This window comes from Mycobacterium sp. URHB0044 (genome assembly GCF_000620625.1).
Taxonomy (GTDB): Bacteria; Actinomycetota; Actinomycetes; order Mycobacteriales; family Mycobacteriaceae; genus Mycobacterium.
In genome coordinates this window covers 720,225-745,298 of sequence record NZ_JIAW01000001.1, presented here as the reverse complement: position 1 = coordinate 745,298, position 25,074 = coordinate 720,225, and the positions used below count along the sequence as shown (strand labels likewise).

Annotated in this window: 25 protein-coding genes; 12 read left to right on the top strand and 13 right to left on the bottom strand. The window is 66.5% G+C overall.

Annotation, left to right across the window (positions count from 1 at the left end):
• The first annotated feature begins 53 nt into the window (after positions 1-53).
• The 5 genes from N536_RS0103640 to N536_RS43420 all read left to right on the top strand — a co-directional run bounded on the left by N536_RS0103640 (position 54) and on the right by N536_RS43420 (position 4,437).
• On the top strand, positions 54-722 hold the full coding sequence (locus tag N536_RS0103640; RefSeq protein ID WP_029112355.1) for an HD domain-containing protein: 669 nt from the start codon (positions 54-56) through the stop codon (positions 720-722).
• A 160-nt stretch (positions 723-882) separates the two neighbouring features.
• The gene (locus tag N536_RS0103635; protein WP_029112354.1) at positions 883-1,683 is read left to right on the top strand and encodes an alpha/beta hydrolase; all 801 of its coding nucleotides are present in this window, start codon (positions 883-885) and stop codon (positions 1,681-1,683) included.
• Complete coding sequence (locus N536_RS0103630; RefSeq protein WP_029112353.1) at positions 1,680-2,288, top strand: TetR/AcrR family transcriptional regulator; 609 nt, start codon at positions 1,680-1,682, stop codon at positions 2,286-2,288. Before N536_RS0103635 ends, N536_RS0103630 begins: the two co-directional genes overlap by 4 nt.
• Positions 2,289-2,318: 30 nt before the next feature.
• Complete coding sequence (locus N536_RS0103625) at positions 2,319-2,753, top strand: SRPBCC family protein (RefSeq protein WP_197040052.1); 435 nt, start codon at positions 2,319-2,321, stop codon at positions 2,751-2,753.
• Positions 2,754-2,868: 115 nt separating this feature from the next.
• Entirely contained in the window at positions 2,869-4,437 is a 1,569-nt protein-coding gene (locus tag N536_RS43420; RefSeq protein ID WP_051574205.1) for a PGRS repeat-containing protein, read from the top strand.
• Between the two features lie 27 nt (positions 4,438-4,464).
• Here N536_RS43420 and N536_RS0103615 read toward each other — a convergent pair whose 3' ends face one another.
• On the bottom strand, positions 4,465-5,238 hold the full coding sequence (locus N536_RS0103615; RefSeq protein ID WP_029112350.1) for an IclR family transcriptional regulator: 774 nt from the start codon (positions 5,236-5,238) through the stop codon (positions 4,465-4,467).
• A 316-nt stretch (positions 5,239-5,554) separates the two neighbouring features.
• Between N536_RS0103615 and N536_RS0103610 the strand changes: the two genes are divergently transcribed.
• Positions 5,555-6,553: a glycoside hydrolase family 6 protein gene (locus tag N536_RS0103610; RefSeq protein ID WP_036435068.1), complete on the top strand. Its 999-nt coding sequence runs from the start codon at positions 5,555-5,557 to the stop codon at positions 6,551-6,553.
• 6 nt (positions 6,554-6,559) lie between these two features.
• Here the strand turns inward: N536_RS0103610 and N536_RS0103605 are convergent, their stop codons facing one another.
• Genes N536_RS0103605 through N536_RS37370 form a run of 7 tightly spaced genes read right to left on the bottom strand, consistent with a single transcriptional unit; the run spans position 6,560 to position 11,994 of the window.
• Positions 6,560-7,045, bottom strand: coding sequence for an SRPBCC domain-containing protein (locus N536_RS0103605; protein ID WP_029112348.1), 486 nt, complete (start codon positions 7,043-7,045; stop codon positions 6,560-6,562).
• Positions 7,046-7,048: 3 nt separating this feature from the next.
• The gene (locus N536_RS0103600; RefSeq protein ID WP_029112347.1) at positions 7,049-7,390 is read right to left on the bottom strand and encodes a helix-turn-helix transcriptional regulator; all 342 of its coding nucleotides are present in this window, start codon (positions 7,388-7,390) and stop codon (positions 7,049-7,051) included.
• Positions 7,391-7,436: 46 nt separating this feature from the next.
• Entirely contained in the window at positions 7,437-8,117 is a 681-nt protein-coding gene (locus N536_RS0103595; protein ID WP_029112346.1) for a DNA alkylation repair protein, read from the bottom strand.
• A 10-nt stretch (positions 8,118-8,127) separates the two neighbouring features.
• A complete protein-coding gene (locus N536_RS0103590) occupies positions 8,128-9,315 on the bottom strand; it encodes a metallophosphoesterase (protein ID WP_029112345.1) in 1,188 nt (395 codons plus the stop codon).
• Between the two features lie 26 nt (positions 9,316-9,341).
• On the bottom strand, positions 9,342-10,349 hold the full coding sequence (locus tag N536_RS0103585) for a LacI family DNA-binding transcriptional regulator (protein ID WP_029112344.1): 1,008 nt from the start codon (positions 10,347-10,349) through the stop codon (positions 9,342-9,344).
• A gap of 26 nt (positions 10,350-10,375) precedes the next feature.
• The gene (locus N536_RS0103580; RefSeq protein WP_051574203.1) at positions 10,376-11,143 is read right to left on the bottom strand and encodes an SDR family NAD(P)-dependent oxidoreductase; all 768 of its coding nucleotides are present in this window, start codon (positions 11,141-11,143) and stop codon (positions 10,376-10,378) included.
• A complete protein-coding gene (locus N536_RS37370; protein WP_036435065.1) occupies positions 11,140-11,994 on the bottom strand; it encodes a sugar phosphate isomerase/epimerase in 855 nt (284 codons plus the stop codon). Before N536_RS37370 ends, N536_RS0103580 begins: the two co-directional genes overlap by 4 nt.
• Before the next feature lie 271 nt (positions 11,995-12,265).
• Between N536_RS37370 and N536_RS37365 the strand changes: the two genes are divergently transcribed.
• Together N536_RS37365 and N536_RS0103565 are read left to right on the top strand one after the other, a co-directional pair.
• Positions 12,266-13,507 (top strand): MFS transporter, encoded by a 1,242-nt coding sequence (locus N536_RS37365; protein WP_051574201.1) that lies wholly within the window; start codon positions 12,266-12,268, stop codon positions 13,505-13,507.
• Positions 13,504-15,231 carry an FAD-dependent oxidoreductase gene (locus tag N536_RS0103565; RefSeq protein WP_029112342.1) on the top strand — a complete coding sequence of 576 codons (1,728 nt, stop codon included), beginning with the start codon at positions 13,504-13,506 and terminating at the stop codon, positions 15,229-15,231. The genes N536_RS37365 and N536_RS0103565 overlap by 4 nt, the downstream gene beginning before the upstream one ends.
• On the opposite strand, the gene N536_RS37360 is transcribed toward N536_RS0103565, so the two are convergent.
• On the bottom strand, positions 15,188-15,787 hold the full coding sequence (locus N536_RS37360; protein WP_051574235.1) for a TetR/AcrR family transcriptional regulator: 600 nt from the start codon (positions 15,785-15,787) through the stop codon (positions 15,188-15,190). The genes N536_RS0103565 and N536_RS37360 overlap by 44 nt on opposite strands.
• A 50-nt stretch (positions 15,788-15,837) precedes the next feature.
• Here N536_RS37360 and N536_RS37355 point away from each other — a divergent pair, with 50 nt between their 5' ends.
• Positions 15,838-16,794 (top strand): SDR family NAD(P)-dependent oxidoreductase, encoded by a 957-nt coding sequence (locus N536_RS37355; RefSeq protein ID WP_081809022.1) that lies wholly within the window; start codon positions 15,838-15,840, stop codon positions 16,792-16,794.
• On the opposite strand, the gene abc-f is transcribed toward N536_RS37355, so the two are convergent.
• Genes abc-f through N536_RS0103540 form a run of 3 tightly spaced genes read right to left on the bottom strand, consistent with a single transcriptional unit; the run spans position 16,689 to position 19,869 of the window.
• On the bottom strand, positions 16,689-18,341 hold the full coding sequence (gene abc-f / locus N536_RS0103550) for a ribosomal protection-like ABC-F family protein (RefSeq protein ID WP_029112341.1): 1,653 nt from the start codon (positions 18,339-18,341) through the stop codon (positions 16,689-16,691). The genes N536_RS37355 and abc-f overlap by 106 nt on opposite strands.
• Complete coding sequence (locus tag N536_RS37350; RefSeq protein WP_051574200.1) at positions 18,338-19,027, bottom strand: bifunctional 2-polyprenyl-6-hydroxyphenol methylase/3-demethylubiquinol 3-O-methyltransferase UbiG; 690 nt, start codon at positions 19,025-19,027, stop codon at positions 18,338-18,340. Before N536_RS37350 ends, abc-f begins: the two co-directional genes overlap by 4 nt.
• Entirely contained in the window at positions 19,024-19,869 is an 846-nt protein-coding gene (locus N536_RS0103540; RefSeq protein ID WP_197040051.1) for a methyltransferase domain-containing protein, read from the bottom strand. Before N536_RS0103540 ends, N536_RS37350 begins: the two co-directional genes overlap by 4 nt.
• A 111-nt stretch (positions 19,870-19,980) precedes the next feature.
• On the opposite strand from N536_RS0103540, the gene N536_RS0103535 reads away from it, so the two are divergent.
• The 3 genes from N536_RS0103535 (at position 19,981) to N536_RS0103525 (ending at position 22,224) form a co-directional block, all read left to right on the top strand.
• Positions 19,981-20,580 carry a TetR/AcrR family transcriptional regulator gene (locus tag N536_RS0103535; protein ID WP_036435057.1) on the top strand — a complete coding sequence of 200 codons (600 nt, stop codon included), beginning with the start codon at positions 19,981-19,983 and terminating at the stop codon, positions 20,578-20,580.
• Positions 20,581-20,683: 103 nt separating this feature from the next.
• A complete protein-coding gene (locus N536_RS0103530; protein WP_029112338.1) occupies positions 20,684-21,712 on the top strand; it encodes a fused (3R)-hydroxyacyl-ACP dehydratase subunits HadA/HadB in 1,029 nt (342 codons plus the stop codon).
• 38 nt (positions 21,713-21,750) lie between these two features.
• Positions 21,751-22,224: a hypothetical protein gene (locus N536_RS0103525; protein ID WP_029112337.1), complete on the top strand. Its 474-nt coding sequence runs from the start codon at positions 21,751-21,753 to the stop codon at positions 22,222-22,224.
• Here the strand turns inward: N536_RS0103525 and N536_RS0103520 are convergent.
• Complete coding sequence (locus tag N536_RS0103520) at positions 22,221-25,073, bottom strand: RND family transporter (RefSeq protein WP_036435055.1); 2,853 nt, start codon at positions 25,071-25,073, stop codon at positions 22,221-22,223. The genes N536_RS0103525 and N536_RS0103520 overlap by 4 nt on opposite strands.
• Between the last annotated feature and the right edge of the window lies 1 nt (position 25,074).

Genomic DNA, 25,074 nt, shown 5'->3' with positions numbered 1-25,074 from the left:
TGATGGCCAGCTAGCCGCTGTCGCACCCAGTCGGGCTTCGGCAGTGTGACGGCATGACCAAGGCAATCCGCAATTCAGCCACGTGGGACCTCCCGGACTCCGACGTCTGTTCGGCCGCACTGGAGTTGGCGTTCGATGCGTCTCCCGAGTTCCTCGCCAACCACTGCGTGCGCAGTTATCTCTTCGCACGGGAGCGGGCAGCCGCGACGGGCTTGCGCAGCGGCGTCGACTACGACGATGAACTCGTCTTCCTCAGTTGCCTCCTGCACGACCTCGGCATCACCGACCGCGGCGCTGGCGACCAGCGGTTCGAGGTCGAGGGAGCCGACGCCGCGGCCGGCTTCCTCCGTGGCGACGGGGTTCCCGACGACAGGGTCACCACGGTGTGGCAATCCATCGCCCTGCACACCAGTGCGGGCTTGGCGGAGCGATTCGGTCCCGACCAGGCCGTCTCGCACTTCGGCATCGCACTGGACATCAGCGGCATGGAGAAGGACCTGCTCTCACCGGGTTTCGCGGAGCGGGTTCACGCGGCGTGGCCGCGACACGACCTTGGGTACGCCATCGCCTACCGCATCGCCAGCGGTACAGCGGCCAACCCGATGAAAGCGCCGCCGTTTTCGTTCCCCGCGCACCTGCACCGGTTGATCAACGGTTCGTCGTTGACGTTCTTCGACCTGGTGGGTTGGGGGGATCAACCCCTCGTTTTGGAAGCGCCCTGAATACTGCCCCACGGCCGTGAAGTCGGCGATCATCGCGGCGAAGAATCCGACGCGATAGCCCATGTGACGACGCCCACGTCGGCGTCGGGATGATCCGCCGCCTTGGCGCCGTTGAGCACTCTACCGGCTTATGTAACGTCGTTCTATAGAGGAGCTCATCATGACCAACGTCGTCTTCATCCACGGCCTGTGGATCTCGCACACCGCGTGGCAACCGTGGATCGAACACTTCGCCGCCCAGGGCCATCAGGCCATCGCCCCGGCATGGCCCGGCGAGTACCCAAGTGTGCAAGAGACGCGCGAAAATGCTTCTGACCAAGCGGGATTCGGCATCGACGACTTGACCGATCACTTCGCCAAGGTGCTCGATCGGTTCGACACCCCGCCCGTCGTGATCGGCCACTCGTTCGGCGGCCTCATCGCCCAGAAATTGCTCGCGCAGAACAAGGCGGCCGCTGCGATCGCCATCGATCCCGCGCCGATCAAGGGCGTCAGGCCGCTCCCGATCGCCCAGCTACGCTCGGCCTTCCCCGTACTGGGCAATCCCCTCAACCGCGGCCGCGCGAAGGCGCTCACCCAGGCGCAGTGGCGCTACGGTTTCGGCAACGCCCTGACACCCGCGGAATCCGACGCGCTCTGGGAACAGTGGTCCATCCCGTCACCCGGCAAGCCGCTGTTCGAGGCCGCGAGCGCGAACTTCTCGCCCAATTCACCCGCAAAGGTCGACACCACCAACGGCACGCGCGGACCCCTGTTGATCACCGCAGGCACGGCGGACCACACCGTACCCCTGGTGACCGCCAAGGCTGCCCACGCGCTCTACGGAAAGTCCGACGCCATCACCGACTTCCACGAATTCGAAGGACGCGGACACTCCCTTACCATCGATGGCGGGTGGCGCGACGTCGCCGACACCGCCCTCGCCTGGATGGTTCATCGAGAGGTTGCCGCGCTGGCATGACCACGACTCGCCGTCGCCGCACGGCCAGTGACCAGGTCTCGGCCGCATTGCTACACGCGGCCGAGACCGTGCTGGACCGCGACGGCACCAACGGCGTCACCATCCGCGCGGTCGCGAGTGAAGCGGCCGTCGCACCCATGAGCGTCTACAACAGGTTCGACAACAAGGAAGGCCTTCTTGCCGCGTTGGCCGTGCGGGCGTTGGACGAGCTGGCCGCCGTCATCGAGACACCCTCGGACGCCGAGCCAGTGCAGCGATTTCGTCAGGCGTGCCGGAGTTATCGCGACTACGCACTCGAGCACCCGGCTCGATACCTGTTGATCTTCTCGATGGGCAGCCCACTCGAAGACCAGTCGTCACCAGTCGCGGATCACGGGCGCGCAGCCTTCGGCGTCCTCATCGAGCTGATCCGCGCGATGGCCGCCGACGGGACGTCTTCCGATCCGACCGAAGCCGCACAAGCGGTCTGGAGTGCGCTCCACGGCGCCGTCACCATCGAGATTGCCGGGATCGGTCAGACGTCCGACGCCACGACCAGCTACGAGAACATGCTCGACCTGCTGATCGCGGGCCTCGGTGTCTATGATCCCGGGCAGAGATCTTGATCGGGCGACCGGCCGCGCCGACGACCGTCGATGAAAGGCGCAACGTCCATGTGGGAGTACGAGCACACCATCGAGACAACCGTTGCGCCACAAGCACTGTGGGAGGTCTGGGCCGATATCGAGGCGTGGTCGCAGTGGAGCCCGGGCATCGCCGAGATCAAGGTGGATGGCCCCTTTACGGCAGGCACCACGTTCGCGATGATCCCGGGACCGGATGAGGAGCCGATCAACATGCGCTTGGCCGACGTCGTCGTCGGTGAGCAATTCACCGACGTGTGCGATTTCGGTGGAGTCATCGTCACCACGGTGCACCGCCTCGAGCCGCTCGACGGTGGCGGCACCCGAGTCACGTACCGCACCGAGATCACCGGTGCCGAAGCTGACGAGCTCGGCCCGCAGATAGGCCCTGACATCACCGCGGACTTTCCCGACGTGGTAGCGGCCTTGGTCGCTCGAGCTGCCTAGCCCGGAGCCCTCGCCCATTTCATTCAATGAGCCCATTTCACTCAATGAAACGGGCGCGCGACAATCCGCCGCACCAAGTCGTATCGTTCGCTGACTTGATCCGAGGGGGGCCGCGATGACGACTGCCGCACGTGCCAGCCACCTCACCATGGCGACCGCCGCCCTGGCGGTCGGCGTACTCGCAGCTGCCGGAACCGCCTACGTCTCCGGCCCGCAGACCAGCGGCGCGCCGGTGCGAGCCGTTCCCCGCTCCGTCGCGATTTCGCCCGCGCCGGCAGCGACACCAGTGGCATTGGCCGGGCTCGCCACACCGAATGGCCTGCTTGCCGCAGCGCTTGCACTGCCGGGGAACACCGGACCCACGACCGTCTCTTCGTCAGAAGAGGGCGCCGTTTCGGGCGGCACTTCCCTTGTAGGACATGGTGTAAGCGCCGGTCCGATCTCCACCTCGATGTTCTTCGCGCCGAGCGGTTTCGGCCCTTCCGCGACGCCCTCCGGCGGTTCATCGTCGGCCGGAATGAATCCGACAGCGCTGGTGGCGGCCCATCCCCTACTCACGCCGCTAGCGCCGACGGCAGTGCCGTCGATCGGTGACTTCTTCGCCGCCGTGGTCGGCATCTTCATCAGCAATGGCGATGAGCCGGGCGAGAACGGTGGCCTGCTGATCGGCAACGGTGCCGACGGCGGACCTGGCCAAGACGGTGGCCACGGCGGCTTCTTCTTCGGCAATGGTGGCAACGGGGGAGCCGGCGCGCTCGGCCAGGCGGCCGGAAACGGCGGCGGGGCAGGACTGATCGGCAACGGCGGGAACGGCGGCGCCGGCGGTGACGTCGTGGAGACCACGGCCGTCGCCGTCGGACGCGCAGGTGGCAACGGCGGATCCGGCGGGCTGCTCTTGGGCAACGGCGGCGCTGGCGGCGTGGGCGGACAGGGCGTGAGCGTCGACGGTCTCGCATTCGGCGGACGAGGCGGCGAGGGCGGCGCCGCTGGCCTGATGGGCGCCGGCGGAACGGGCGGCATAGGCGGACTCGGCCAGAGCACCACCTCCCAGGGCGCAGGCGGCTCGGGGGGCGGCGGCGGCGACGCACAGTTCGGCGACGGCGGCACGGGTGGCCAGGGTGGTGAGGGCCTGAGCAAGTCGGGCAACACCTTTGGCGGCGTCGGGGGCGACGGCGGCAATGCGATCATCGCCGGCAACGGCGGCGACGGCGGCTTCGGTGGGATCGGAATCAGCACGTCGGGTCAGGGCCTCGGTGGCGGCGGGGGCAACGGCGGCACCGGAGCCTGCAGTGGCGACGGTGGTAACGGCGGCGACGGTGCTTCCGGTAACAGCACGAGCGGGAACGCCTTCGGCGGCGCAGGGGGATTTGGCGGCCAGGGCGGTTCGACTGGCAGTGGTGGCGGCGGCGGAGACGGCGGCGCGGCCGGCAGCCCGTTGGGCGCCGCGGTGGCCGGTCATGGCGGAAACGGCGGCGCCGGCGGTACCGGGCAGCCCGGGGGCGACGGCGGTGGCGGCGGCCTTGCGCAGTCCCTGTCCGGCAACGCCTTCGGCGGCGATGGCGGCAACGGCGGAGCCGGCGGCAAGGGAGCCGCCGGCGGTGCAGGCGGCCCCGGTGGACCCGCCACCAGCTCGACCGGCAGCCATACCGACGGGCAGACCGGCAGCCCCGGCGCGGACGGCTAGGACGCGCTACGGCGCTCCGCTCATCCGTCAGCTCGAAGGTCGATGCAGCGGGCCGATGTCTGCCGCGACGGCGTCGAACGCACGAAGGACGGCGCGGATGATTTCGCGCGCGTTGGCGCGGCCTACGGGCAGAGTGACACCGATGACGGCCTTCGTGTCTGTCGTGGTTGGCAGCGGCGCGGCCACACAGCTCCACCCCGGGGTGCTCTGTTCGGATTCCACGGCGAAACCCTCCTGGCGAGCTCGTTGCACAGACGCGAACAACTGTCGGACGTCGCGTGGGGCGTTGGGCGCGGATGGCGCCATTGGACGCCGGGCGACGCGTTCGAATAGTTCTGGTTGCTGCGCGAGCGCTAAATGGCCCAAAGCAGTGCTCGTCAACATCGCCACGCTGCCCGGTGCCGGCCATCCGTGGCGCGCAAGGACGACGAACTCTGGATCGGAGACCCGCACGACAGGCGCAACATCTTCCAGCTCACGTCCGGCGGCCATCCACGCGATTCCCCCGTATGCTGCGTGAAGATCCTCCATGACCGGGACGTAGCGCTCGAAATCTCGTTGCAGGGCGGCCTTTTCACCGAGGCGACTCAGTTCGGGGCCCAGCGAGTAACCGCCGTCGGTGCGCGTGAGCAGCTGCCGGCTCACCAGGCCGGTTGCAATTCGCAACACCGTGGGCTTGGGGATGCCACTGACCGCAGCCAGCTCAGCCAAAGTGACTCGTGGACCGCAGATGGCCACCGCCTCGATGAGGGCCATGGCACGGCCGACCACGGTGTGGTCGTCGACAACCTCACCCGCCATGTCGGATCATCCCTCGCCGCGCCGATGCTCCGCTTCACTCGGGGGGACGGAGCAAAGCACATTCTGACAGAGACCTCACCCAGTTCGCGGGCTTTGGACAGTCCAGACAAATCTGTGAATGTGCTTGGAGTTCACTGGGAATCCGTCGGCACACCTTCGCCCGGTGGCGTTCAAGAGCGACCTATGGTCGTGACCAACCAGCAACCCACCAGCAACCCGGGCAGCGCGCAGCCAAGCTGGTCGTTGATTTGCGAACCCGCAGTCGAGAGTCAGTCGCGGATTGGCGCTTACTGCGTAGCCCCACTATTTTTCTGGGGTGACGTCCTCAGCTGCTGGTGCAGTAACACGTTGGATCTCCCCCTTCCTTGCCATCGCGGCGGTCGCCGCGGGCGTGATCGCTGACCCAGTGCCTGCCGTTCCGGCCCCGACGGTGCGCCTGGCCGCCGACGCGAACCCGTTGGCCGGATTGCCGTTCTACGTCAACCCCTCCTCCAAGGCCAGGAACGCCGCCAACGGCGTCAACCCGCCGAGCCCGGAGCTGAACGCCATCGCCGACACACCGACCGCGTACTGGATGGACAACCTGTCTACTCCTGCGGTCGACGCGCAGTACATTGCCGCAGCTCAGGCTGCCGGCACCATGCCGGTACTCGCGCTGTACGGAATTCCGCACCGCGACTGCGGCAGCTTCGCCGCCGGTGGATTCGGGTCCGCCGGCGCGTACAAGGGCTGGATCGATGGCGTCGCGGGCGCCATCGGCGCTGGCCCGGCGACGGTCATCCTCGAACCCGATGCCCTCTCCATGGCCGACTGCCTGTCGGGTGACCAGCGCCAGGAGCGCTTCGACCTGATGAGCTACGCCGTCGACGCGTTGACCCGCAACCCCGCCACGGCCGTCTACGTCGACGCCGGGCACTCCCGGTGGACGGCCGCCGGCGAGATGGCCAACCGGCTCAACCAGGTCGGCGTCGCCAAGGCACGGGGCTTCAGCCTCAACACCGCGAACTTCTTCACCACCGCCGAAGAGATCGGATACGGCGACGCCATCTCCGGGATGACGGGCGGCAAGCCCTACGTCATCGACACGTCGCGCAACGGTGCCGGCCCGGCCGAGGGCGAAATGTACTGGTGCAATCCGACCGGACGGGCGCTCGGCGCCCGCCCGACGACGGATACCGGCAACGGCAACGTCGACGCCTTCCTGTGGATCAAACGCCCCGGTGAATCCGACGGTTCGTGCGGCCGGGGTGAGCCCGGCGCCGGGCGCTTCGTCAACCAGTACGCGATCGACTTGGCCCGCAACGCCGGACTCTAGCCCGCGTCAGGACGCAATCAGGTCGTCGATCTGGTTGATCGACAACGAGGCGCCCTCGACGATGCCCATGTCGAGGACTTGCTGCAACGCCTCGGCGGACTCGAAGGTGCTCGTGAAGATCGCCCGCGTGCCGCCGTCGTGTTCGGCGAAGGTGTAGACGTTCTTCGAGACCGGCATCTCGGGGTTCGGGTTGAAGTCCAGGTCGGCGAAACCGTCGACGAAGGTGAAGCTCGTCGGCTCGTCGACGGACGTGATCTGCCAGTATCCGGCGTGCTTGTCGCCGTCCGGGCCGGTCATGAAGTACGTCATGCGGCCGCCGGGCGCGAGGTCGTGGTCGACCACGGTGGCCGGGTAAGTCGGTGGCCCCCAAACCTTCTCGAGCTGACGCGGGTCGGCGTAGACCTGCCAGATACGCGCCACCGGCGCGGCGAAGTCGGCGGTGATGGTGAGCGTCAGCGCGTCGAGGTCGTGTTGGACGTCGGTCACGGGCATCGTTCAGTTCTCCTTGGTTGGGTCGAATGAGATGAGTTCGTCGATGCGGGCGATGCGGCCACGCCACACCTGTTCCAGCTCGGTCAGCATGGAGGCCACCGACCGCACCGCAGCCACGTCACCGCTGGCCAGCTGCTCGCGACCACTACGCCGCTTGGTGAGCAGACCCGCCTTCTCCAGCACGACGACGTGCTTCTGTACCGCCGCGAAGCTCATCTCGTACCCCGCGGCGAGCGTGGAAACCGAGTGCTCTCCGGCCAGCACCCGGCGCATGATGTCGCGCCGGGTCCGGTCGGCGAGCGCGTGGAACAGGGCGTCCGCCCGGTCCTCGTCGGTCTCGATCACGCACTAAACATACAACCAATCGGTTGTAGGTTGTCAAGGCCCAGTACTACAGGTGCTTGAGCGCCTCCCGTTTCGACAGACCGCTGAGTTGGTCTTCTCGGTCGGCGACGAAGGCTCGTACCCACTCCGGGTCTGTGCGCGCGTACTGCCGCAGCGCCCACCCGATGGCCTTGCGAATGAAGAAGTCGGAGTCATCGAAGTTCGCGTCGATGGCCGATGTGAGCAGCGTCAGATCCGTCCCTTGCTTCGCGCCCAACTGCGCGATGATCGACGTTCGGCGCAGCCAGAGATTCGGATCGGTCGCCCACCCGAGCACGGTCGGACGAACGTCGGCGGGATGCGCGATCAAGATCGGGCCGATCACGTTGGCGGCGATCTCGTCGACCGTGTCCCACCAGGCACCGGCGATGATCAGTCTGCAGTACAGCGGAATTCGGTCCGGTGTCTGGAACGCGCGGTAGAGCCGGTGTTTGGCGAGTTCGATTGCGGCGTAGCGCTCTTCGCGGTGTGTCGCATCGACGAAGAGACTCTCGACGGTGTCGTCGAAGGCACCGTCCGACTCGACGGGATGCGCGGCGAAGATCGGCCGGCAGATCCGACGAACATCGGGAAGGCGCACGCCGTAGTAGGGCATCTCCGACTTCATGTACGCCTGCATCGCGGGAGCGCGGCTCGGGTCACCGGCGGCGGCCAGTGCGTGGCGGACGGCGTCGGTCAGCTGGGACACGCCGAGATTCTCAGGCCGTGCGACGCAGCGTCAGTAGCGTGATCTCGCTGGGCGCGAAGACGCGGAACGGTGGGCCCCAGAAGCCGGTACCCCGACTCGTATAGAGCTGCGTGCGCTCGCCATGCTTGCTCAGTCCCTGCACGACGGGTTGATCGAGTCGAACGAGGAAGTTGAACGGCCAGATCTGCCCGCCGTGGGTGTGTCCCGAGATCTGCAGGTCCACTCCCGCAGCGACCGCCGCGGTGATCTGCTTGGGCTGATGGGCGAGCAGCAGCACCGGCAGCCTTGAATCGGTATTCGCCAGCGCCGCTTCGAGATTCGCGCCGTGTCCAGCGACGCCGGAGCCTTGGGCCGTGGCGTCGTCGACGCCCGCGATGACCAGCTTGTCGCCGTCGCGTTCGACGGCAATGTGCCGGTTGTGCAATGCATCCCAGCCGATTCCGTCGATGTAATCGAGCCAGCCCTGCGCCTCGCTGAAGTATTCATGGTTGCCGGTGACGTAGACGCGGGCGAGCCGCGCGCGCACCGAGGCGAGCGGTCTGGCCTGCGGCTCCCGGACGTCCACCGTTCCGTCGGCGATGTCGCCGACGTGGCAGACGACGTCGGCATCGAGTTCGTTGACGCGATCCACCACCCCGGCCGACCAGCGCGCCCGGTCGATCGGCCCGTAGTGGGTGTCGGTGATCACCGCGACGCGCAGACCGTCCAGTCCGGGACCCAGTCGAGAGATTCCGACGTCGACGCGCCTGATGCGCGGCACCCGCATCGCCTCGGCATACCCCCACGCGAGGAGGGCGACGACGACGGCCACCACCACGCCCGCGACGATGCGCGAACGCCCCGGCTCCCCGACGCCGCCGACCAGCAAGGCGAGCCGAAGCAGTACGGACAACACCGACCAGACGAACAGCACCCAGATCGCCCCGAGCAGCGCGTCGCCCGTCGCGGCGGCCCAGTCGCGGTGCCGGCCGTGCCCGAGCGTCATCATGACCGGCAGCCCGACGAACGCCGCGGCGAAGGCGATGGTGCCGGCGACGACCATGCCCGTCGGCCATTGCGTGCCCGCCACCAACAGCGTCCACCAGGGCACTCCCAGCAGGAGCAACGTGATGGTGAAGACGAGAAGCAGCCGGCGCCTGCGCCGCCGGGGGCGTGCGCGTGCGACCGATTCGACCTCGGCGGCCGGAGTGTCTTGCATTACCGCGAGGGTACCGTCGCCGCGAGTTACCTGGTTGGTGCCGGACCGGTGGTGCCCCGTACGTGCAGGGTGACGGGAAAGACCCGCGCACCCGGCTGTTCGGGAACGTCGTCATCCAGCCGGGCCAGCAACAACCGGACCGCTTCGCCGGCCATGTCCTCGATCGGTTGATGGACCGTCGTCAGGTTGATCATGGCCCACTCGGCCTGTGGCGAATCGTCGAAGCCGACCACGGACAGCTCTTCGGGTACCCGCACGCCGAGACGCGCAGCCGCGTCCAAGGCAGCGAACGCCAGTTCGTCGGTCACACAGAAGATGGCCGACGGGGGGCGGTCCACCGAGAGCAACTCGGTGGCCATCTGTACCCCATGCTCGTGGTCTATCTCGCCCCGCCGGACATAGTCCTTGGGCAACGCGATACCGCGACGCTTGAGTGCTCGACGAGCACCATCCTCGCGTGCGGCACCGTTGGTCCGGTCGCGGGGGACCGACAGGATGGCGATCTCGCGGTGGCCGAGCCCGGCCAAGTGGTCGATGACCAATTCACCGGCCCCGTCGTCATCGGAGAGCACGGCCTCGAGATTCAGCGTTGGATCGTTTCGACTCAACAGCACGACGGGCGTGTTCCGTTCGAGCACCTTGCGGACCGTGCGCGATTTCCGTCGCGCCGAAACGAAGATCATTCCGTCGACTGTCGCTGGGTCGAGGACGTCGACGCTGTCGACGTCCTTGGGAATGTCGGGATCCCGAATGAGCGCCATCCGGTAGCCCTGTTGGCTCAGCCGGTGCTGGATGGCGTCGACCACTGCTGGGTAGAACGGGGACTTCAAGTCTGCGACGACGACCCCGATGGCCCGTGCGCGCTTGGTGACCAAGCTGCGGGCTGCGGAGTTCGGGACGTACCCGAGTTCTCGCGCGGCGGCGAGCACTCGTTTGGTGGTCTTCTCCGTCACGGCGGGGTCGCCGCGCATCACGCGCGACACCGTCGACTGGCTCAAACCCAAGTGGGCAGCAAGGTCGACGCTCGTCACCACCTACTCATCCTATCGGCGACGCGTCGTCAAGCGGTGTTGCGCCCTCCGCTCAGATCGAGTGTTTGACCGGTGACGTAGCTTGCCTCGACGGACAACAACCAAGTCGCCAGAGCCGAGAACTCGGCCGTGCTGCCAACGCGTCCCATGGGAACCCGGGATAGCAGTGCCGCGTTCCGTTCCGGGCTGAGGTCGGCCAGCATTGGAGTTTGCATCATCGATGGCGCAATGGCGTTGACGGTCACGTTGTCTCGAGCCACCTCCTTGGCGGCGGTCTTGACCAGAGAAACCACGGCGGCCTTCGACGCGGAATAGGCGGCTTGATGCGGATTGCCCTCACGCGCCGAAATCGAGGAGAGAACCGCCACCCTGCCGTACCCCTGAGACACCAAAACCGGGAGCAATACGGCGAGTCCGTGAAAACAGCCGTCGAGGTTGACGCTCATGGTCTTCGACCATCCGTCGACCGGCATGGATGGAATCGACGTCTCCGGTCCTTGAATCCCGTGGGCGAACAAGGCGCCGTCGATCCGACCATGGGTGGCCAGGACTCGGGCCACCGTCTCCTCCCACGCCGCGCGATCCGTCACGTCTAGCGCAGACAAGCATGCGCCAACGTTGTTCTGGTTAGCCACGATATCGGTGCCGACAACCGATGCACCTTCACGAATGAGCCGCTCGACCGTTACCGATCCCAGGCCCCCGGCGGCGCCGGTAACGAGAATGACCCGCCCCGCGAATCGGCCGGGGTAGAAGATCGACGAATCGGCGACGGTAGCGGCGTCCAGTACGGTCATTGCAGCACATTCCTTCGTTCGGTGGCGAGCAGGTTGCGAGTCGATGTCATGAGCCGCGCCAAGTGGCGTGCGACGCCGAAGGTTTCGACGAAGACGACGTCGGGCACCTCGATGCTGATCGGTACCCCCGGCAACTTCGCGAGGATCGCGTCGAGCGGGAAGTCACCCGCACCCGGGACGAGACGTCTTGCCCGCGACTCGATTTGACGGGCAGATCCGTCGGTGTCTTGCCCGAGCGGCATGCGCGCCGGCGCCGCCAGGTGGGGAACCTCGGCAGGCCCGTCACAAAGTTGAATGAGCTGAACCATTCCCTCAGGAGCGGCCTCTAAGTCGTTGGCGGTTCCGCCTGCGCGAACGAAGTGCAAGACGTCGAGCATGATTCCGCAACCGGTGCGTGCGGCGACGGAGACGGCGGCGGCGAACGTATCGACCTTCTGGTACGAAATCGGCTCGATCAACGGCATGATCCCGAACTCGCGTGCATCACGCACTAGACCACTCAGGTTGTCGATCAAGCGATTTCGCTGTTCATCGCCGCCGATCACGTTGAGCACGCTTGCCCCCAGAAATGCCCCCGCCTCCAGTACCGGCAGCCATTGCTCGCGACCGCGTGTGCCGTCCAGGGTGAAGACTTCGACGTCGAACACAGCCAGACCGACGTCTGCGAGCCGGGCAACAGTCTGCGCCGCCATCGGTGAACCCGCCGTCATGGGATACCGCGCCTCCGAGGGCGTCGCGGGATGAACGCGGACACCCACCGAGGCGTACCCGCAGCTGGCCGCGACTTCGACCAACTCAGGGGGAGACAAGTGCAGGGCGGATAGATGGGCTAGTCCGATGGGTCGTGTCACGGAGGTCCTTTGCGCTGTTACAGGCGAGGGTTGACGTACCGTCGCCGGCGTACTTATGCTGTGGATCACAGTTTGACTACGTAGTCATTGTTGCATCGCGATTCTCTCCCTGCAAGTGGCTATGACGCCCACAGCACCACTCGACGAAAGAGAGCCCACCATAACGCCCTCGAATGCTCCAGCGTCGGAACCGATTCCGAGGCACATCGTGGATGGCGTACACGATCGAGCTTCCGACCCACCCGTCCGACAACGTTCGCGACGCGCAGCCATGGCCAGCACGGTCGGTGCGATCGTCGATTGGTATGACTTCTTCCTGTACGGGACTGCGGCAGCGCTGGTATTTGGACCGTTGTTCTTCCCCAACGAGACTCCGGCCGTAGGCACTCTGGCGTCCCTTGGCTCATTCGCCGTGGGCTTCGTCTTCCGCCCGATCGGCGGAGCGATCTTTGGTCACTTCGGCGACCGCGTAGGACGACGAAAGATGCTGGTAATCACCATCTTGCTGATGGGCCTTGCCAGTACGGCGATCGGCTTGTTGCCCAGCTACGCCATGATTGGCATCGCAGCTCCGATCCTGCTGATTCTGTTGCGCTCGGTGCAGGGCATCGCGGTGGGTGGCGAATGGGGCGGCGCCGCCTTGATGGCAGTCGAGAACGCCCCCAAGAACAAGCGCAACTTCGTCGCCAGCGGTGTCCAGATCGGTTCCTTTCTCGGACTGCTCCTGGGCACCATGGCATTTGCGCTCGTCACCAACCTGACCACGGAACAGCAATTCCAGTCCTGGGGTTGGCGACTACCGTTCTTGATCAGCATCTTGTTCGCGCTTGTCGGCCTATGGATACGCAGCGGAGTTCCAGAATCCAAGGTGTTCGCAGAGTTGGAGAAGACGAAGAAGAAGCAAGCCGCTCCCCTACTGGAAGCGCTGAGGACCAGCCCCAAGCAGATCGTCGCCATCATCGGCATGCGATTGGTGGACCAGAGCACTTTCTACCTCGGGTTCACGTTCTCGTTGGTGTACGTCAAGAACTACACGGACACGCCGCCGAGCAGTGTGCTCACGGCGTCGATGGTCGCCCTGGTGCTGGCCGTGCCGATCACGTCATTCTGGGGATTTCTTGCCGATCGGGTCGGGGCCCGTTGGTTCTACGTCGTCGGACCGCTCTGTGCCGCAGCCGCGGGTGTCCCCTTCTTCCGTGCACTGGAGACCGGATCGATTCCCATGATGGTCCTCGGCTTCTTCATCCTCATCAATCTCGGACACAACATTTCGACCTCGGTTCAGCAAACCTGGTTCACCGACATGTTCGATGCGCGAATTCGTTATAGCGGAGCCGGTTTCGGATACGCGGTGGCCGGGGCCGTGGGCGGATTCGTACCGCTGATTGCTACCGCGCTGCTGGACGAGAGTGGCAATTGGCTTCCGGTGGCCGCTCTGCTCGCTGCTGCGTCTATCACTGCACTCTTGAGCTCGCTGTGGTCGTACAGGTGGACCGGGCAGGCGAAACGATGACCGACATCTCTTGCGACCTACTCGTCATCGGCGCGGGTGCGGGCGGACTCTCGGCAGCGGTCACCGCGGCCTACCGGGGCGCGAAAGTCGTCGTAGCCGAGAAGTCCGACGTCTGCGGCGGCGCGACAGCATGGTCCGGCGGCTGGATGTGGGCGCCGGGCAACCCACTGGCTGTCGCAGATGGCGTGTATGAAAGCGTCGATCTGCCACGCACTTATCTCGAGCACCGCCTCGGGGCGAACTTCGACGCCGCCAAGGTGGACGCGTTTCTCCGGAGTGCACCGCGAATGGTCGAGTTCTTCCACGACAACACCCGGCTGCAGTTCGTGCCCGGAACCAACATTGCCGACATCTACGGCGGCACACCGGGCGCGGGAACCGGACACCGTTCCGTGGCGCCACAACCGATCGACGCCTACGGGATCCCCGCTGCCGTCAGAAGGATGATGCGCTGGCAGCTGTACGAAACCTCATTTCTGGGCATGGGCATCATGGCCGGCCCAGACCTGCAGGCGTTCCTGCACGCCACCCGCTCCCCCAAGGCCTTTGCCCACGCCGCACGCCGAGTCAGTCGCCACCTCGTCGACATGGCGATCGCCCGCAGGGGCATGCAGCTCGTCAACGGCGCCGCGCTGATCGGTCGGCTCATGACATCGGCCCACGAGTTGGGAGTCGACGTGCGAGTGTCGTCGCCGGCACGGGCGCTGATCACCGACGACGCGCGGGGCGTTGTCGGAGCGCGCCTCGACGGGCCAACCGGGCCGCTCACCGTCCACGTGACACAGGGGGTGGTCCTGGCGACAGGCGGCTTCCCGAGCAACGTGGCGATGCGGAAGACGCACTTCCCCCGCACCCCTACCGGGCGCGAGCACTGGACCCTGGCACCCGATACCGCCGCCGGCGATGGCATCGCTCTCGCCGAATCGGCCGGAGGACGCCTCGACACGACCGTCGCATCACCGGTCGCCTACTGCCCGGTCTCGCTGGTTCCGTATCGCAATGGTCGGACCGGGGTGTTTCCCCACATCCTCGATCGCGGAAAGCCCGGCGTGATAGGCGTATTGGCCTCGGGGCGACGCTTCGTGAACGAGGCCGACGGCTACCACGACTACACCACAGCGATGATCCGCGCAGTGCCGCACGGAGAAGAGGTGTGTTCCTGGCTGGTGTGCGACCACCGCTTCCAGCGGTTGTACCCCCTGGGCATGTCCAAGCCGCGCCCAATCCCGGTGTGGCCCTACGTTCGATCGGGCTACCTCAAGCGAGGCCGCACGATCGCGGACCTGGCGCGCGAGTGCGGAATCGACCCCGTCCAACTGCAGTCAACGGTTGCGTCGTTCAACGATCACGCGCGGCGCGGCGAGGATCCCGAATTCCACCGTGGTGAAACGCCTTTCAATCGTGGTTCTGGCGATCCAGACAACCCGTTTCCCAACCCGTCGCTCGCGCCATTGGAAAAGGGGCCGTTCTATGCCGTCAAGGTGGTGCCCGGTAGTTTCGGCACGTTCGCCGGCGTGGTCACCGACGCATCGGCCCGCGTGCTCGACGACTCCGACAATCCGGTACCGGGCCTCTACGCCGTCGGTTCCGATCAGGCCAGCGTCATGGGCGGGCATTACCCCGCCGGGGGCATCAACATCGGGCCTGCGATGACGTTCGGTTACATCGCCGCGAAGCACGCTACGGAGTCGACGGCCGAGCAGATTGCGCACGACTCGGCGTGACCGTCGCCGCGATTCCGTCGATGAGTTCCTCGGCGGTGGTGTGCCATTTCTCCGTGCGGAGAAGGCCACTCAGTTCCAGGCCGGCGGCTCCGTGCGCGGCGGTCAGGAGGGTCGCCGCGGTGCGCTCGGCGTCGCGTTCGCCGGTCACTTCGATGACGATGACGATGAACTCGTCGCACATCCGCTGTGCGGCCCGGACCACCGCCGCCGGATCTCCTGACGGCGTGCTGAACATCAGTTGGTAGAGGTGCGGCTGCCGGCGGCTTAGGGCGATGACGGCGACCAGCGCTGCTCGCAACTTGTCGGCGGGCCGAAGTCTTGAGTCAGATTGCAGTGTGCACATCTCATCGCCGAGGCGCTCCCAGCCTTCCGCGGCGACGGCGGTCAGCAGGCTCTCCTTGTCGGCGAAGTGCCGGTATGGCGCTCCACGGGTCACGCCTGCCCGTGCGCCCACCTCGCGCAGCGTCACTGCGGCCGGACCGCCCGCGTCCAGAAGTTCGGCGGCGTCGTCGAGCAAAGCGCGCCTGGTGGCGGCGGCAGATTCGGCGCGACTCATGATCATCCACTCTAGTTGACATCGTCATCTGAGCGGGTACGTTGGCTCAGATGACAACGTCATCTGACAATCGAGAGCTTGCCGTCGTCACCGGCGCGTCCACCGGCATCGGCGCGGCCACCGCCCGCGAACTCGCCCGGCGGGGATTCCATGTCCTCGCGGGTGTCCGGCGCGACGAGGATGCCGACGCCATCCGGGGCCCGGGTATCGAGCCGGTGATCATCGACATCACCAACTCGGATCACGTCTTGGCGCTCGCCAGGCGGGTGAACGACGATCCGCAGGGCAGGGCCGTGCGGGCACTGGTGAACAACGCCGCCATTCAGGCCAACGTCCCGATCGAGGCCTTCGCGATCGACGAGTGGCGACACATGTTCGAGGTCAACCTCTTCGGCCACGTCGCCCTGACACAGGCGTTGCTGCCCGCCCTGCTCGACAGTTCGGGTCGGGTGATCAACATCAGCTCGGTGGGCGGCAAGGTGGCCATGGCTACCTACGGTCCTTATGCCGCAACGAAATTCGCGCTCGAAGCAGTCAGCGATTCCTTACGACGTGAATTGGCGCCGTTCGGCGTCCACGTGGTCGTGGTCGAACCGGGCGCCGTGCGCACGGAAATGCTCGGGCGGGCGATCGCGGCAGCCAATGACCTGGTGCCGGCCATGACGCCCGATCAACGTCGGCGCTACGGCGGACTGATGCAGGCCGTCAACACGCAGGCCGCGACGTCGACCAAGTCAGGCCTGCCCGCCGACGCCGCAGCCGTGGTGATCGCCGACGCGATCACGGCACGCAAGCCGCGCACCCGCTACACCGTCGGCCGCGAAGCCGCCCTGATCCGTGTGGTGCGCTTCCTCCCCGACCGGGCCCTCGACCGCATCCTTGCCGCGGCGCTGCGTCCGCACTACAACTCCACGACGCGGCCACCGTCGACGAGCCACGACCGGTCCAGCCGCACGTTCTGCAGCATCCGACGGTCGTGCGTCACCAGCAACAACGCGCCGTCGTAGGAGTCGAGCGCTTGCTCGAGCTGTTCGATCGCGGGGAGGTCGAGATGGTTCGTCGGCTCGTCGAGCACCAGCACGTTGGTGCCCCGCGCCTGCAGCAGGGCAAGACCGGCACGGGTCCGCTCACCGGGCGAGAGCTCGTCCACCGTCCGTTCGACGTGGTCGGTGCGCAGGCCGAACTTGGCGAGCAGAGTCCGCACGTCGGCGGTCGTCCAGGTCGGGACTCGCTGCTCGAAGCGATCGACGAGCCGCTCGTCACCGGTGAAATCGGCACGCGCCTGGTCGATTTCGCCGATGTCGACGTTCGCGCCAAGACTCGCACGGCCTTCGTCGGGCCGCTGTCGGCCGAGGAGCAACCGCAGCAGCGTCGACTTTCCCGCCCCGTTGGGACCGGTGATGCCGATCCGCTCGCCGGCATCGACTTGTAGCGAGACAGGGCCGAGCACGAAATCACCTTGGCGCACAATGGCATCGACGAGTGTCGCGACGACCGAGCTCGATCGCGGCGCCGCTCCGATGGTGAACTCGAGCGACCATTCCTTGCGGGGTTCGGCGACCTCTTCCAGGCGCGCGATCCGGCTCTCCATCTGGCGGACCTTCTGCGCCTGCTTCTCGCTGGACTCGGTGGCCGCCCGGCGTCGATTCTTGTCGTTGTCGGGGGCCTTGCGCATCGCGTTGCGGACACCCTGGCTCGACCATTCCCGTTGGGTGCGTGCGCGTGCCACGAGGTCGGCCTTCTTCTCGGCGAACTCGTCGTACTGTTCGCGTTTGTGTCGGCGGCCGACCTCACGCTCCTCCAGATAGCTTTCGTACCCGCCGCCGAAGACCGTGGTCGTGTTCTGGGCCAAGTCAAGCTCGAGGACGCGGGTGACGGTGCGGGACAGGAACTCCCGATCGTGACTCACCAGCACCACGCCACCGCGCAGTTCTCCGACGAAGTCCTCCAGCCGGGCGAGGCCGTCGAGGTCGAGGTCGTTGGTCGGCTCGTCGAGCAGCACGATGTCGAAGCGCGACAGCATCAGCGCCGCCAGCCCAACCCGCGCCGCCTGCCCGCCCGACAGCGCAGTCATCGGTGACTCCGGCCGCACCGCGTCGGAGTCGAGCCCGAGATCGGCCAGAACCGCGGGCAATCGCTCGTCGAGGTCGGCCGCCCCGGTCGCCAGCCAGTGATCCAGCGCGGCGGAGTAGGCGTCGGCCTGGGCCGCGCTGTGATCCGGATCGGACAGCGCTGCGGCCGCTGCTTCCATGGCGTTCGTCGCCTCGGTGCATCCCGTCCGCCGCGCGATGTATGCGGCGACGGTCTCCCCGGGCACCCGCTCGTGCTCCTGCGGCAGCCAACCGATGAACCCGTCGGGAGGCGCGACGTTGACCGTTCCCTCGAGCGGTGCGAGATTCCCGGCGAGGATGCGCAGCAGCGTGCTCTTGCCTGCCCCGTTGGCGCCGACGACGCCGATGACGTCGCCCGGTGCCACGGTGAGGTCGACGCCCTCGAAGAGGGTGCGGTGGGCGAACCCGCCTGCCACGTTCTTGGCGACGAGGGTTGCGGTCATGGCCCTATCGTCGCATCGGCGCCATCGCTAGTCGTAGTAGGCGAAGTGCGGACGAGTTCGAAGCGCAGGATTCGCAGTCGCCCGCTGCGCATCCCTACCTTGAAGGGCGGTGGGATGGGAGTGTGGCGGGCGATCTCCTCGATCGGCACCACGCCGCTGGCTCGCAAAGCCCAGGCGGGAAAGCGGCCACGCACGTCGTCCTCGGATATGCCGGGAACGACGCCGCGAACTTTCGTGAATCCAGCCATGCACAGCAGCGCACCCGGGGCAGCAACGCGCGTAACACCGTCGGCGTAGGCGTCTCGCTGTCCGTCGGAGAGGTTGTAGTAGCAGCCGCTGTCGACGATGAGGTCATAGCCATCGCCGATGTCGAGGTCGTCCAGTCGGGTGACGTCTCCTCGTAGAAATCGCGCGCCGGACGCGTCACCGACCGCGCGGGATCGTGCGATGGCAACGGCGTGGCTGATCATGTCGATCCCGGTGACTTGCCATCCGCGGCGGGCGAGGTAGAGCGTGTTGCGCCCGGCACCGCAGCCCAGGTCCAGCGCGTGACCAGGTTCGAGTCGGTGGCCGCCTTCGACGTATTCGATCAGCCAGCTGTCGGGCACGTCGGCGCCGTTGAGCGCAGGATTTCCGCCGATTCGCGAGAGCACCTCGTACAAGGGGCGCATGCTGCGGCGGTTCATCTGTGCTCCGTTCGGGTAGGTGGCTGATCGGCCGGCTTGCGTCCCCAGGCCGACACGACGGGGAAGGCCGCAATGTCGAGTTGGCCGGTGTCCAGGTCGGCGAGATGTTGGTCGATCTCTTGCGCTGTCGCCGATCCGGCGGCGATCAAGGCGGGACCGGCACGCATCACCAGCGTGGCTTGCAGGCGCCGGGCATTCGGCCCGCCCATGGTGAACCCCACCTCGGCCTCCACCTCGGTCAACCCGGCCTGCCGCAGTCGTCGCGGCAGCGTCCGTCCGAGGCTGAGGTCGGAGCGCGCGGCCAGCGCGCTCCACACCGCGCTGCGCAGCTTGTTGGCCAACGCTTGGCTGGGCCCGGTCTGCTCCGGGCAGGCCAACGGCTGCAGCATGGGATCGGAGCTCTCCACGAGCAGCCAGCCACCGGGCCGTAGCGCGGTCACCGCGGTCGCCAGTGCCGCCGACGGGTTGCCGAGGTGCTCGAGCACCAGCCGGGCATGCACCAAGTCGAAGTCGGCTCCCGGTGGCGGGTCGACCGTCAGATCGTGACGGCGCACCTCGAAAGCCGGGTTCTCGACGTCCTCCAGTGCGGACGTGTCGATGTCGGAGGCCAACACCCGCCCCGCGGGCCCGACCTGCCGGGCCAGCCAGCTGGGGACGCCGTCGCCGCCGGCGCCGGCCTCCCAACAGTGCCAGCCGTCGCGGATGCCCAGCGCCAGGATGTGCCGAAAGGTGCGCTCGTCCAATAGATCACCGAGCACAGCGAACTGATCGCGCGCCATCCTGCGTCGTTCCTCCGGTGACGGCGCCCTGATCGTGGTGATGGTCGCTGGGTTGGGTTGCACTCGATCAGCTCCTTCGACGCGCATACAGATAGGGTACGGATAGTTCTCTATTTGCGCGCTACGCTACCACCGGAACGACGCCGGACCAACAACTCCGAAGGGGGCATCGCGATGAATGCGCAGCCGGTCGATCACCGACGGCTGCCGCGCCGACGTGACGGTGTGCTCATCGAGGCGATCCACGCCGCGACCCTGGCGGAGCTGAGCGAAAGGGGCTACGCGGGCCTTTCCATCGACCGGGTCGCCAAACGGGCCCGCACCAGCAAGGCGGCGATCTATCGGCGGTGGCCATCACGCGCGGAGTTGGTGGCCGCGGTCATCCGCCACGCCAGCGAGGGCGATCAGAACATGGCCCCCGACACCGGCGATCTGCGAGACGACTTGTTCGCGGTGCTACGCGCGGCCGCCGACCGGCTCGACGGCCCATTCGGCGAGGCGGCCCGCGGACTGATCGCCGAAACGCTCGCCGACCCCGACTCGACCCGGGCCGCGCGCGACCATCTCCAAAGTCAGCGCAACGCGATGATCACAACCGTGCTTGAACGCGCCGTGAGCCGGGGTCAGGTCACGCGTAAAGTACTGACGCCACAACTGATTTCACTGGCCCCCACACTTGTCAGCCACCACTTTCTCTTGCACGGCGCCCCGATCGCCGACCAGACCATCATCGACATCCTCGATCACGTCGTCATGCCATTGCTGCAGCCCTGACCGCGGCGCACCCTCACGAACGCTTTGCGTTGCTACCCGGTCCGCGCGTTAGTGTGCTTTGGTCTGCCGAAGCGAGCAGCCGATAGAAGAGTTGAGCAAATTCATGACCGCAGCAGCAGAGACGTCGACGCTGGAAGCCCGCGTCGGCCACTACTACCAGATGGACGGCACCTATCTGGTCGGCCGCGAGAAGGTGCGCGAGTTCGCCCGCGCGGTGCAGGACTACCACCCCGCCCATTGGGATGTCGCCGCCGCCGCCAAGCTGGGCTACTCCGACGTCGTGGCGCCGTTGACGTTCACGTCGGCCCCGGCCATGGCCTGTAACCAGCAGATGTTCGAATCCGTCGTCGTCGGTTACGACATGTACCTGCAGACCGAGGAAGTCTTCGAGCAGCATCGCCCGATCGTCGCGGGCGACGAACTGCACATCGACGTCGAGCTGACGTCGGTACGCAGGATCGCCGGCCGAGACCTGATCACCGTGACGAACACCTTCACCGATGCCGCAGGCGAGCGGGTGCACACCCTGCACACCACCGTCGTGGGCGTCACCGGCGAGGACGTCGACCCAGCAATCCGGGCGGCCGTGCAGGGCGTGATCATGCACGACGTGAACCTGCTCGGCGTCGACCACTCCGATGACGCGTACGAGAAGACGGTGCGCCCCGACGGTGAGGTCCACATCGCGGAGGACGGTTCGCGCACGCCGGGCACGCCCTCCTTCGACGACGTCAAGGTCGGCGACGAGCTTCCGGTGCACCACGCGCGGCTGTCCCGCGGCGACCTGGTGAACTACGCGGGCGTGTCCGGCGACGCCAACCCGCTGCACTGGGACGAGCAGATCGCGAAGCTCGCAGGGCAGCCGGACGTGATCGCCCACGGCATGCTCACCATGGGTCTTGGCGCCAGCTTCGGCGCCGCATGGTCAGGCGACCCCGGAGCGGTCACTCGGTACGCGGTGCGCCTGTCGCAGCCCGCGATCGTGCCTGCCTCCGGGGGTTGCGACATCGAGTTCAGCGGGCGGATCAAGTCGCTGGATCCGGCGACCCGCACCGGTGTCGTCATCGTCGGCGCGAAGTCCGTCGGGCGGAAGATCTTCGGATTGGCGACGTTGCACGTCCGCTTTCGCTGAGGCTGGCAAAACTACTTAGTTCGGGTAACGTTTATAGGATGAGTCTCGGTCCATGGGGTGATCTGACGATCCTGGCTGCGGTCCTCGAAGTCGTCTTCGCCACGTGCGTGTTCGTCTACATCGGTCAGCTGGAGAAGCGGACCGCCCATCCGTTGGGCGAGAAGGTCGGCGCCCACAAGGCGGTCCTGGCCAAGCTCCGCAAGGGCGAACCGCTGTCGCGGGACGAGGTCGACTACGCGAGCGAACTGATCACCGACGCTCGATCGCCGCTCGCATACGCGATACCTGCGGCGTTGTTCACCATGGGATTCTTCTACGTAGTCGGCTGCCTCTTCGTGCTGCACATCCATGGCGGCCACCCGTCGTTTAGAACCTTCATCGGGGGCATCCCGATGCTGACCTCCATGAACATGGCCGCTCAGCTGCGCAGGGTCGCCCGTTTGAAGGGCAAGTTGCCCGACGTTTCGGTGCCGGAGCCCGCGCCGTCCAGGGAACTCGTCGGAGCCCACTAACTCGCCGGCTCGCCGTCCTCCCATAGCGGCAGCTGACCAGCCGCTTGGCGTGGTTCGTGTCGCTGACGCAGTGGGCGGGCGCGCACGTTCAGGGGCCACCAGAACCAGCGGCCGATCAGCGCTGCAAAGGCCGGGGTCATGAACGACCGCACGATCAGCGTGTCGAACAGTAGGCCCAGGGCAATCGTCGTGCCGATCTGACCGAGAATCCGCAAGTCGGCGAACACGAACGACGCCATCGTGGCCGCAAAGACCAGACCGGCCGCCGTCACCACCGCACCGGAACCGGCCATCGCCCGGATGATGCCGGTGTTCAAGCCGGCGCCGATCTCCTCCTTGAAGCGGGAGATCAACAACAGGTTGTAGTCCGACCCCACCGCCAACAGCAAGATGACGGCCAGCGCCAGCACGATCCAATACAAGTCGATGCCAAGCATGTCCTGCCAAATCAGCACGGACAGCCCGAAGGAGGCGCCCAACGAGAGCGCCACGGTCCCCACGATGACGAGCGCCGCGACGATGCTTCGCGTAATGAACATCATCACCAGCAGGATCAGGCTGAGCGCCGCGATGCCCGCGATCACGAGGTCGTACTTGGCGCCGTCCTGAATGTCCTTGTAGGTGGCCGCAGTACCGGCGATGTAGACCTTGGACCCGGCGAGAGGTGTGCCCTTGACCGCCTCCTGCGCGGCATGCCGGATGGCGTCGATGTGCGAAATGCCCTCTGGCGTAGCGGGATCGCCGTCGTGCGTGATGATCATCCTGGCGGCCTTGCCGTTTGGTGACAGGAACAGCTTCAGACCGCGTTGAAACTCGGGGTTGGTGAACGCTTCCGGCGGCAGATAGAAGGAGTCATCGGTCTTCGACGCGTCGTATGCCTGGCCGAGGGCCGTGGAGTTCTGCAGTGCCGCCGCAGTCTGGTCGTTGATGCCCGACGTCGTCGCGTAGTTCGTCAGCGTCAGATCGCGGTTGGTCTGCTGGGTGGCGATTTGCGGTGGGATCAGTGCCAGCAGCTTCGGCTGCAGCGCGTCCAGCTTGGCGATACTGCCCGCAACGTCCGCCAGTTGATCGGTCAGCTGATCGATGCCGTCGAGGGCGTCAAAGAGCGACCGCAGCGCCCAGCACACCGGGATGTCGAAACAGTGTGGCTCCCAATAGAAGTAGTTGCGCAGCGGGCGGAAGAAGTCGTCGAAGTTGGCGATCTTGTCGCGTAGATCTTGGGCCGTGGCCACCGTGCCCTGGAAGGCCTTGGTCTGTTCGTCGGTGACGGCACTGGACTGTTGTTGCAGCGAATACTGTTGCCGCAGAACGTCGATCGAGTTGTTGATCACGTCCACCTGCTTGAGCAGGTCGGCGCCGCGGGCCTGTTGGAAGGGCAGGTTGTTGATCTGCGACGCGCTGCCCGCGCTGATCTGGAACGGTATCGACGTGTGGTCAAGCGGTGTGCCCAGCGGCCGGGTGATCGACTGCACCTGAGCGATGCCGTCGGTGTGGAAGACCGCCTTGGCGACGCGTTCCAACAGGATCATGTCGGTGGGGTTGCGCAGGTCGTGGTCCGCTTCGATCATCAGCAGTTCGGGATTCAGGCGCGCCTGCGAGAAGTGGCGCTCGGCGGCCGCGTAGCCGACGTTGGCCGGCGCACCAGCCGGCATGTAGGGCCGCGCGTCGTAACTCGTCTTGTACGCCGGCAGTGCCAGCAGCCCGATGAGGGCAATGGCGATCGTCGCCACCAGGATGGGCCCCGGCCAGCGCACGATCGCCGTGCCGATGCGCCGCCAGCCCTTGGTGCGCATGGGCCGGCCGGGTTCGAACAGACCGAAATGGCGGCCGATGACCAGCAGGGCCGGAGCCAGGGTCAGTGCGGCGACCACGGCGACGAGGACGCCGATTCCTGCCGGCACGCCCAGGCTTTGGAAGTACGGGAGCCGGGTGAAGGTCAGACAGAGCACCGCGCCGGCGATCGTCAAACCCGAACCCAGGATGATGTGCGCGGTCCCGTGGTACATCGTGTTGAACGCCGAGACCCGGTCCTGCCCCGTGTAACGCGCCTCGTGGAAGCGGCCGAGAAGGAAGATCGCATAGTCGGTTCCGGCGGCGATGACGAGCAGGGTCAGCAGATTGGTCGAATACGTCGACAGCTCGATGACCCCGGCATTCGCCAGCACGGCGACGACGCCGCGGGACGCGGTCAGCTCGATCATCACCGTGAAGAGGACGAGGAAGACGGTGGTGAGACGACGGTAGAGCCAGAACAGCATCACTGCGATCACGCCGAGGGTGATCAAGGTCGTCTTCAAAGTGCCGTGCCTGCCGACCTCGAACTGATCGGTGACCAGGGGCGCGGCGCCGGTGACGTAGGCCTTGAGACCGGGCGGCGGCGGGCTGTGCTCGACGATGTCGCGCACCGAATCGACGGACTCGTTCGCCAACGACTCGCCCTGGTTGCCTGCCAGGTACAGCTGCACCAAGGCCGACTTGCCGTCGGAGCTCTGCGAGCCGGCCGCAGTCAGCGGATCGCCCCAGAAGTCCTGAATGTGCTGGACGTGCTTGGTGTCCTGGGCGAGCTTGCGCACCAGGCCGTCGTAGTAGTGGTGCGCTTCCGCGCCGAGCGGCTGATCGCCTTCGAGGACGATCATCGCCGAACTGTCGGAATCGAACTCGTCGAACACCTTGCCGATGCGCTTGGCGGCCTGCAGCGACGGTGAATCCTGCGGACTCAGGGACACGTTGTGCGATTCGGCGACGGTCTCCAACTGCGGCACGAAGACGTTCGTCACCACCGCGAGGCCCAGCCAGAACAGCGCGATGAGCACCGAATACCGTCGGATCAGGTCCGGAATGCGTTGCATG

Bases quoted from the DNA above. Each gene is read 5' to 3' on its own strand.
- N536_RS0103605 (WP_029112348.1), bottom strand. From the start codon at position 7,045: ATGCCCGTGACCGACGTCCAACACGACCTCGACGCGCTGACGCTCACC.
- N536_RS0103535 (WP_036435057.1), top strand. From the start codon at position 19,981: ATGAATGCGCAGCCGGTCGATCACCGACGGCTGCCGCGCCGACGTGAC.
- N536_RS0103520 (WP_036435055.1), bottom strand. From the start codon at position 25,073: ATGCAACGCATTCCGGACCTGATCCGACGGTATTCGGTGCTCATCGCG.
- N536_RS0103590 (WP_029112345.1), bottom strand. From the start codon at position 9,315: ATGCAAGACACTCCGGCCGCCGAGGTCGAATCGGTCGCACGCGCACGC.
- N536_RS37350 (WP_051574200.1), bottom strand. From the start codon at position 19,027: ATGAACCGCCGCAGCATGCGCCCCTTGTACGAGGTGCTCTCGCGAATC.
- N536_RS37355 (WP_081809022.1), top strand. From the start codon at position 15,838: ATGACAACGTCATCTGACAATCGAGAGCTTGCCGTCGTCACCGGCGCG.
- N536_RS37360 (WP_051574235.1), bottom strand. From the start codon at position 15,787: ATGAGTCGCGCCGAATCTGCCGCCGCCACCAGGCGCGCTTTGCTCGAC.
- abc-f (WP_029112341.1), bottom strand. From the start codon at position 18,341: ATGACCGCAACCCTCGTCGCCAAGAACGTGGCAGGCGGGTTCGCCCAC.
- N536_RS0103635 (WP_029112354.1), top strand. From the start codon at position 883: ATGACCAACGTCGTCTTCATCCACGGCCTGTGGATCTCGCACACCGCG.
- N536_RS0103565 (WP_029112342.1), top strand. From the start codon at position 13,504: ATGACCGACATCTCTTGCGACCTACTCGTCATCGGCGCGGGTGCGGGC.
- N536_RS43420 (WP_051574205.1), top strand. From the start codon at position 2,869: ATGACGACTGCCGCACGTGCCAGCCACCTCACCATGGCGACCGCCGCC.
- N536_RS0103580 (WP_051574203.1), bottom strand. From the start codon at position 11,143: ATGACCGTACTGGACGCCGCTACCGTCGCCGATTCGTCGATCTTCTAC.
- N536_RS0103640 (WP_029112355.1), top strand. From the start codon at position 54: ATGACCAAGGCAATCCGCAATTCAGCCACGTGGGACCTCCCGGACTCC.
- N536_RS0103630 (WP_029112353.1), top strand. From the start codon at position 1,680: ATGACCACGACTCGCCGTCGCCGCACGGCCAGTGACCAGGTCTCGGCC.
- N536_RS37365 (WP_051574201.1), top strand. From the start codon at position 12,266: ATGGCCAGCACGGTCGGTGCGATCGTCGATTGGTATGACTTCTTCCTG.
- N536_RS0103625 (WP_197040052.1), top strand. From the start codon at position 2,319: ATGAAAGGCGCAACGTCCATGTGGGAGTACGAGCACACCATCGAGACA.
- N536_RS0103615 (WP_029112350.1), bottom strand. From the start codon at position 5,238: ATGGCGGGTGAGGTTGTCGACGACCACACCGTGGTCGGCCGTGCCATG.
- N536_RS0103530 (WP_029112338.1), top strand. From the start codon at position 20,684: ATGACCGCAGCAGCAGAGACGTCGACGCTGGAAGCCCGCGTCGGCCAC.
- N536_RS0103525 (WP_029112337.1), top strand. From the start codon at position 21,751: ATGAGTCTCGGTCCATGGGGTGATCTGACGATCCTGGCTGCGGTCCTC.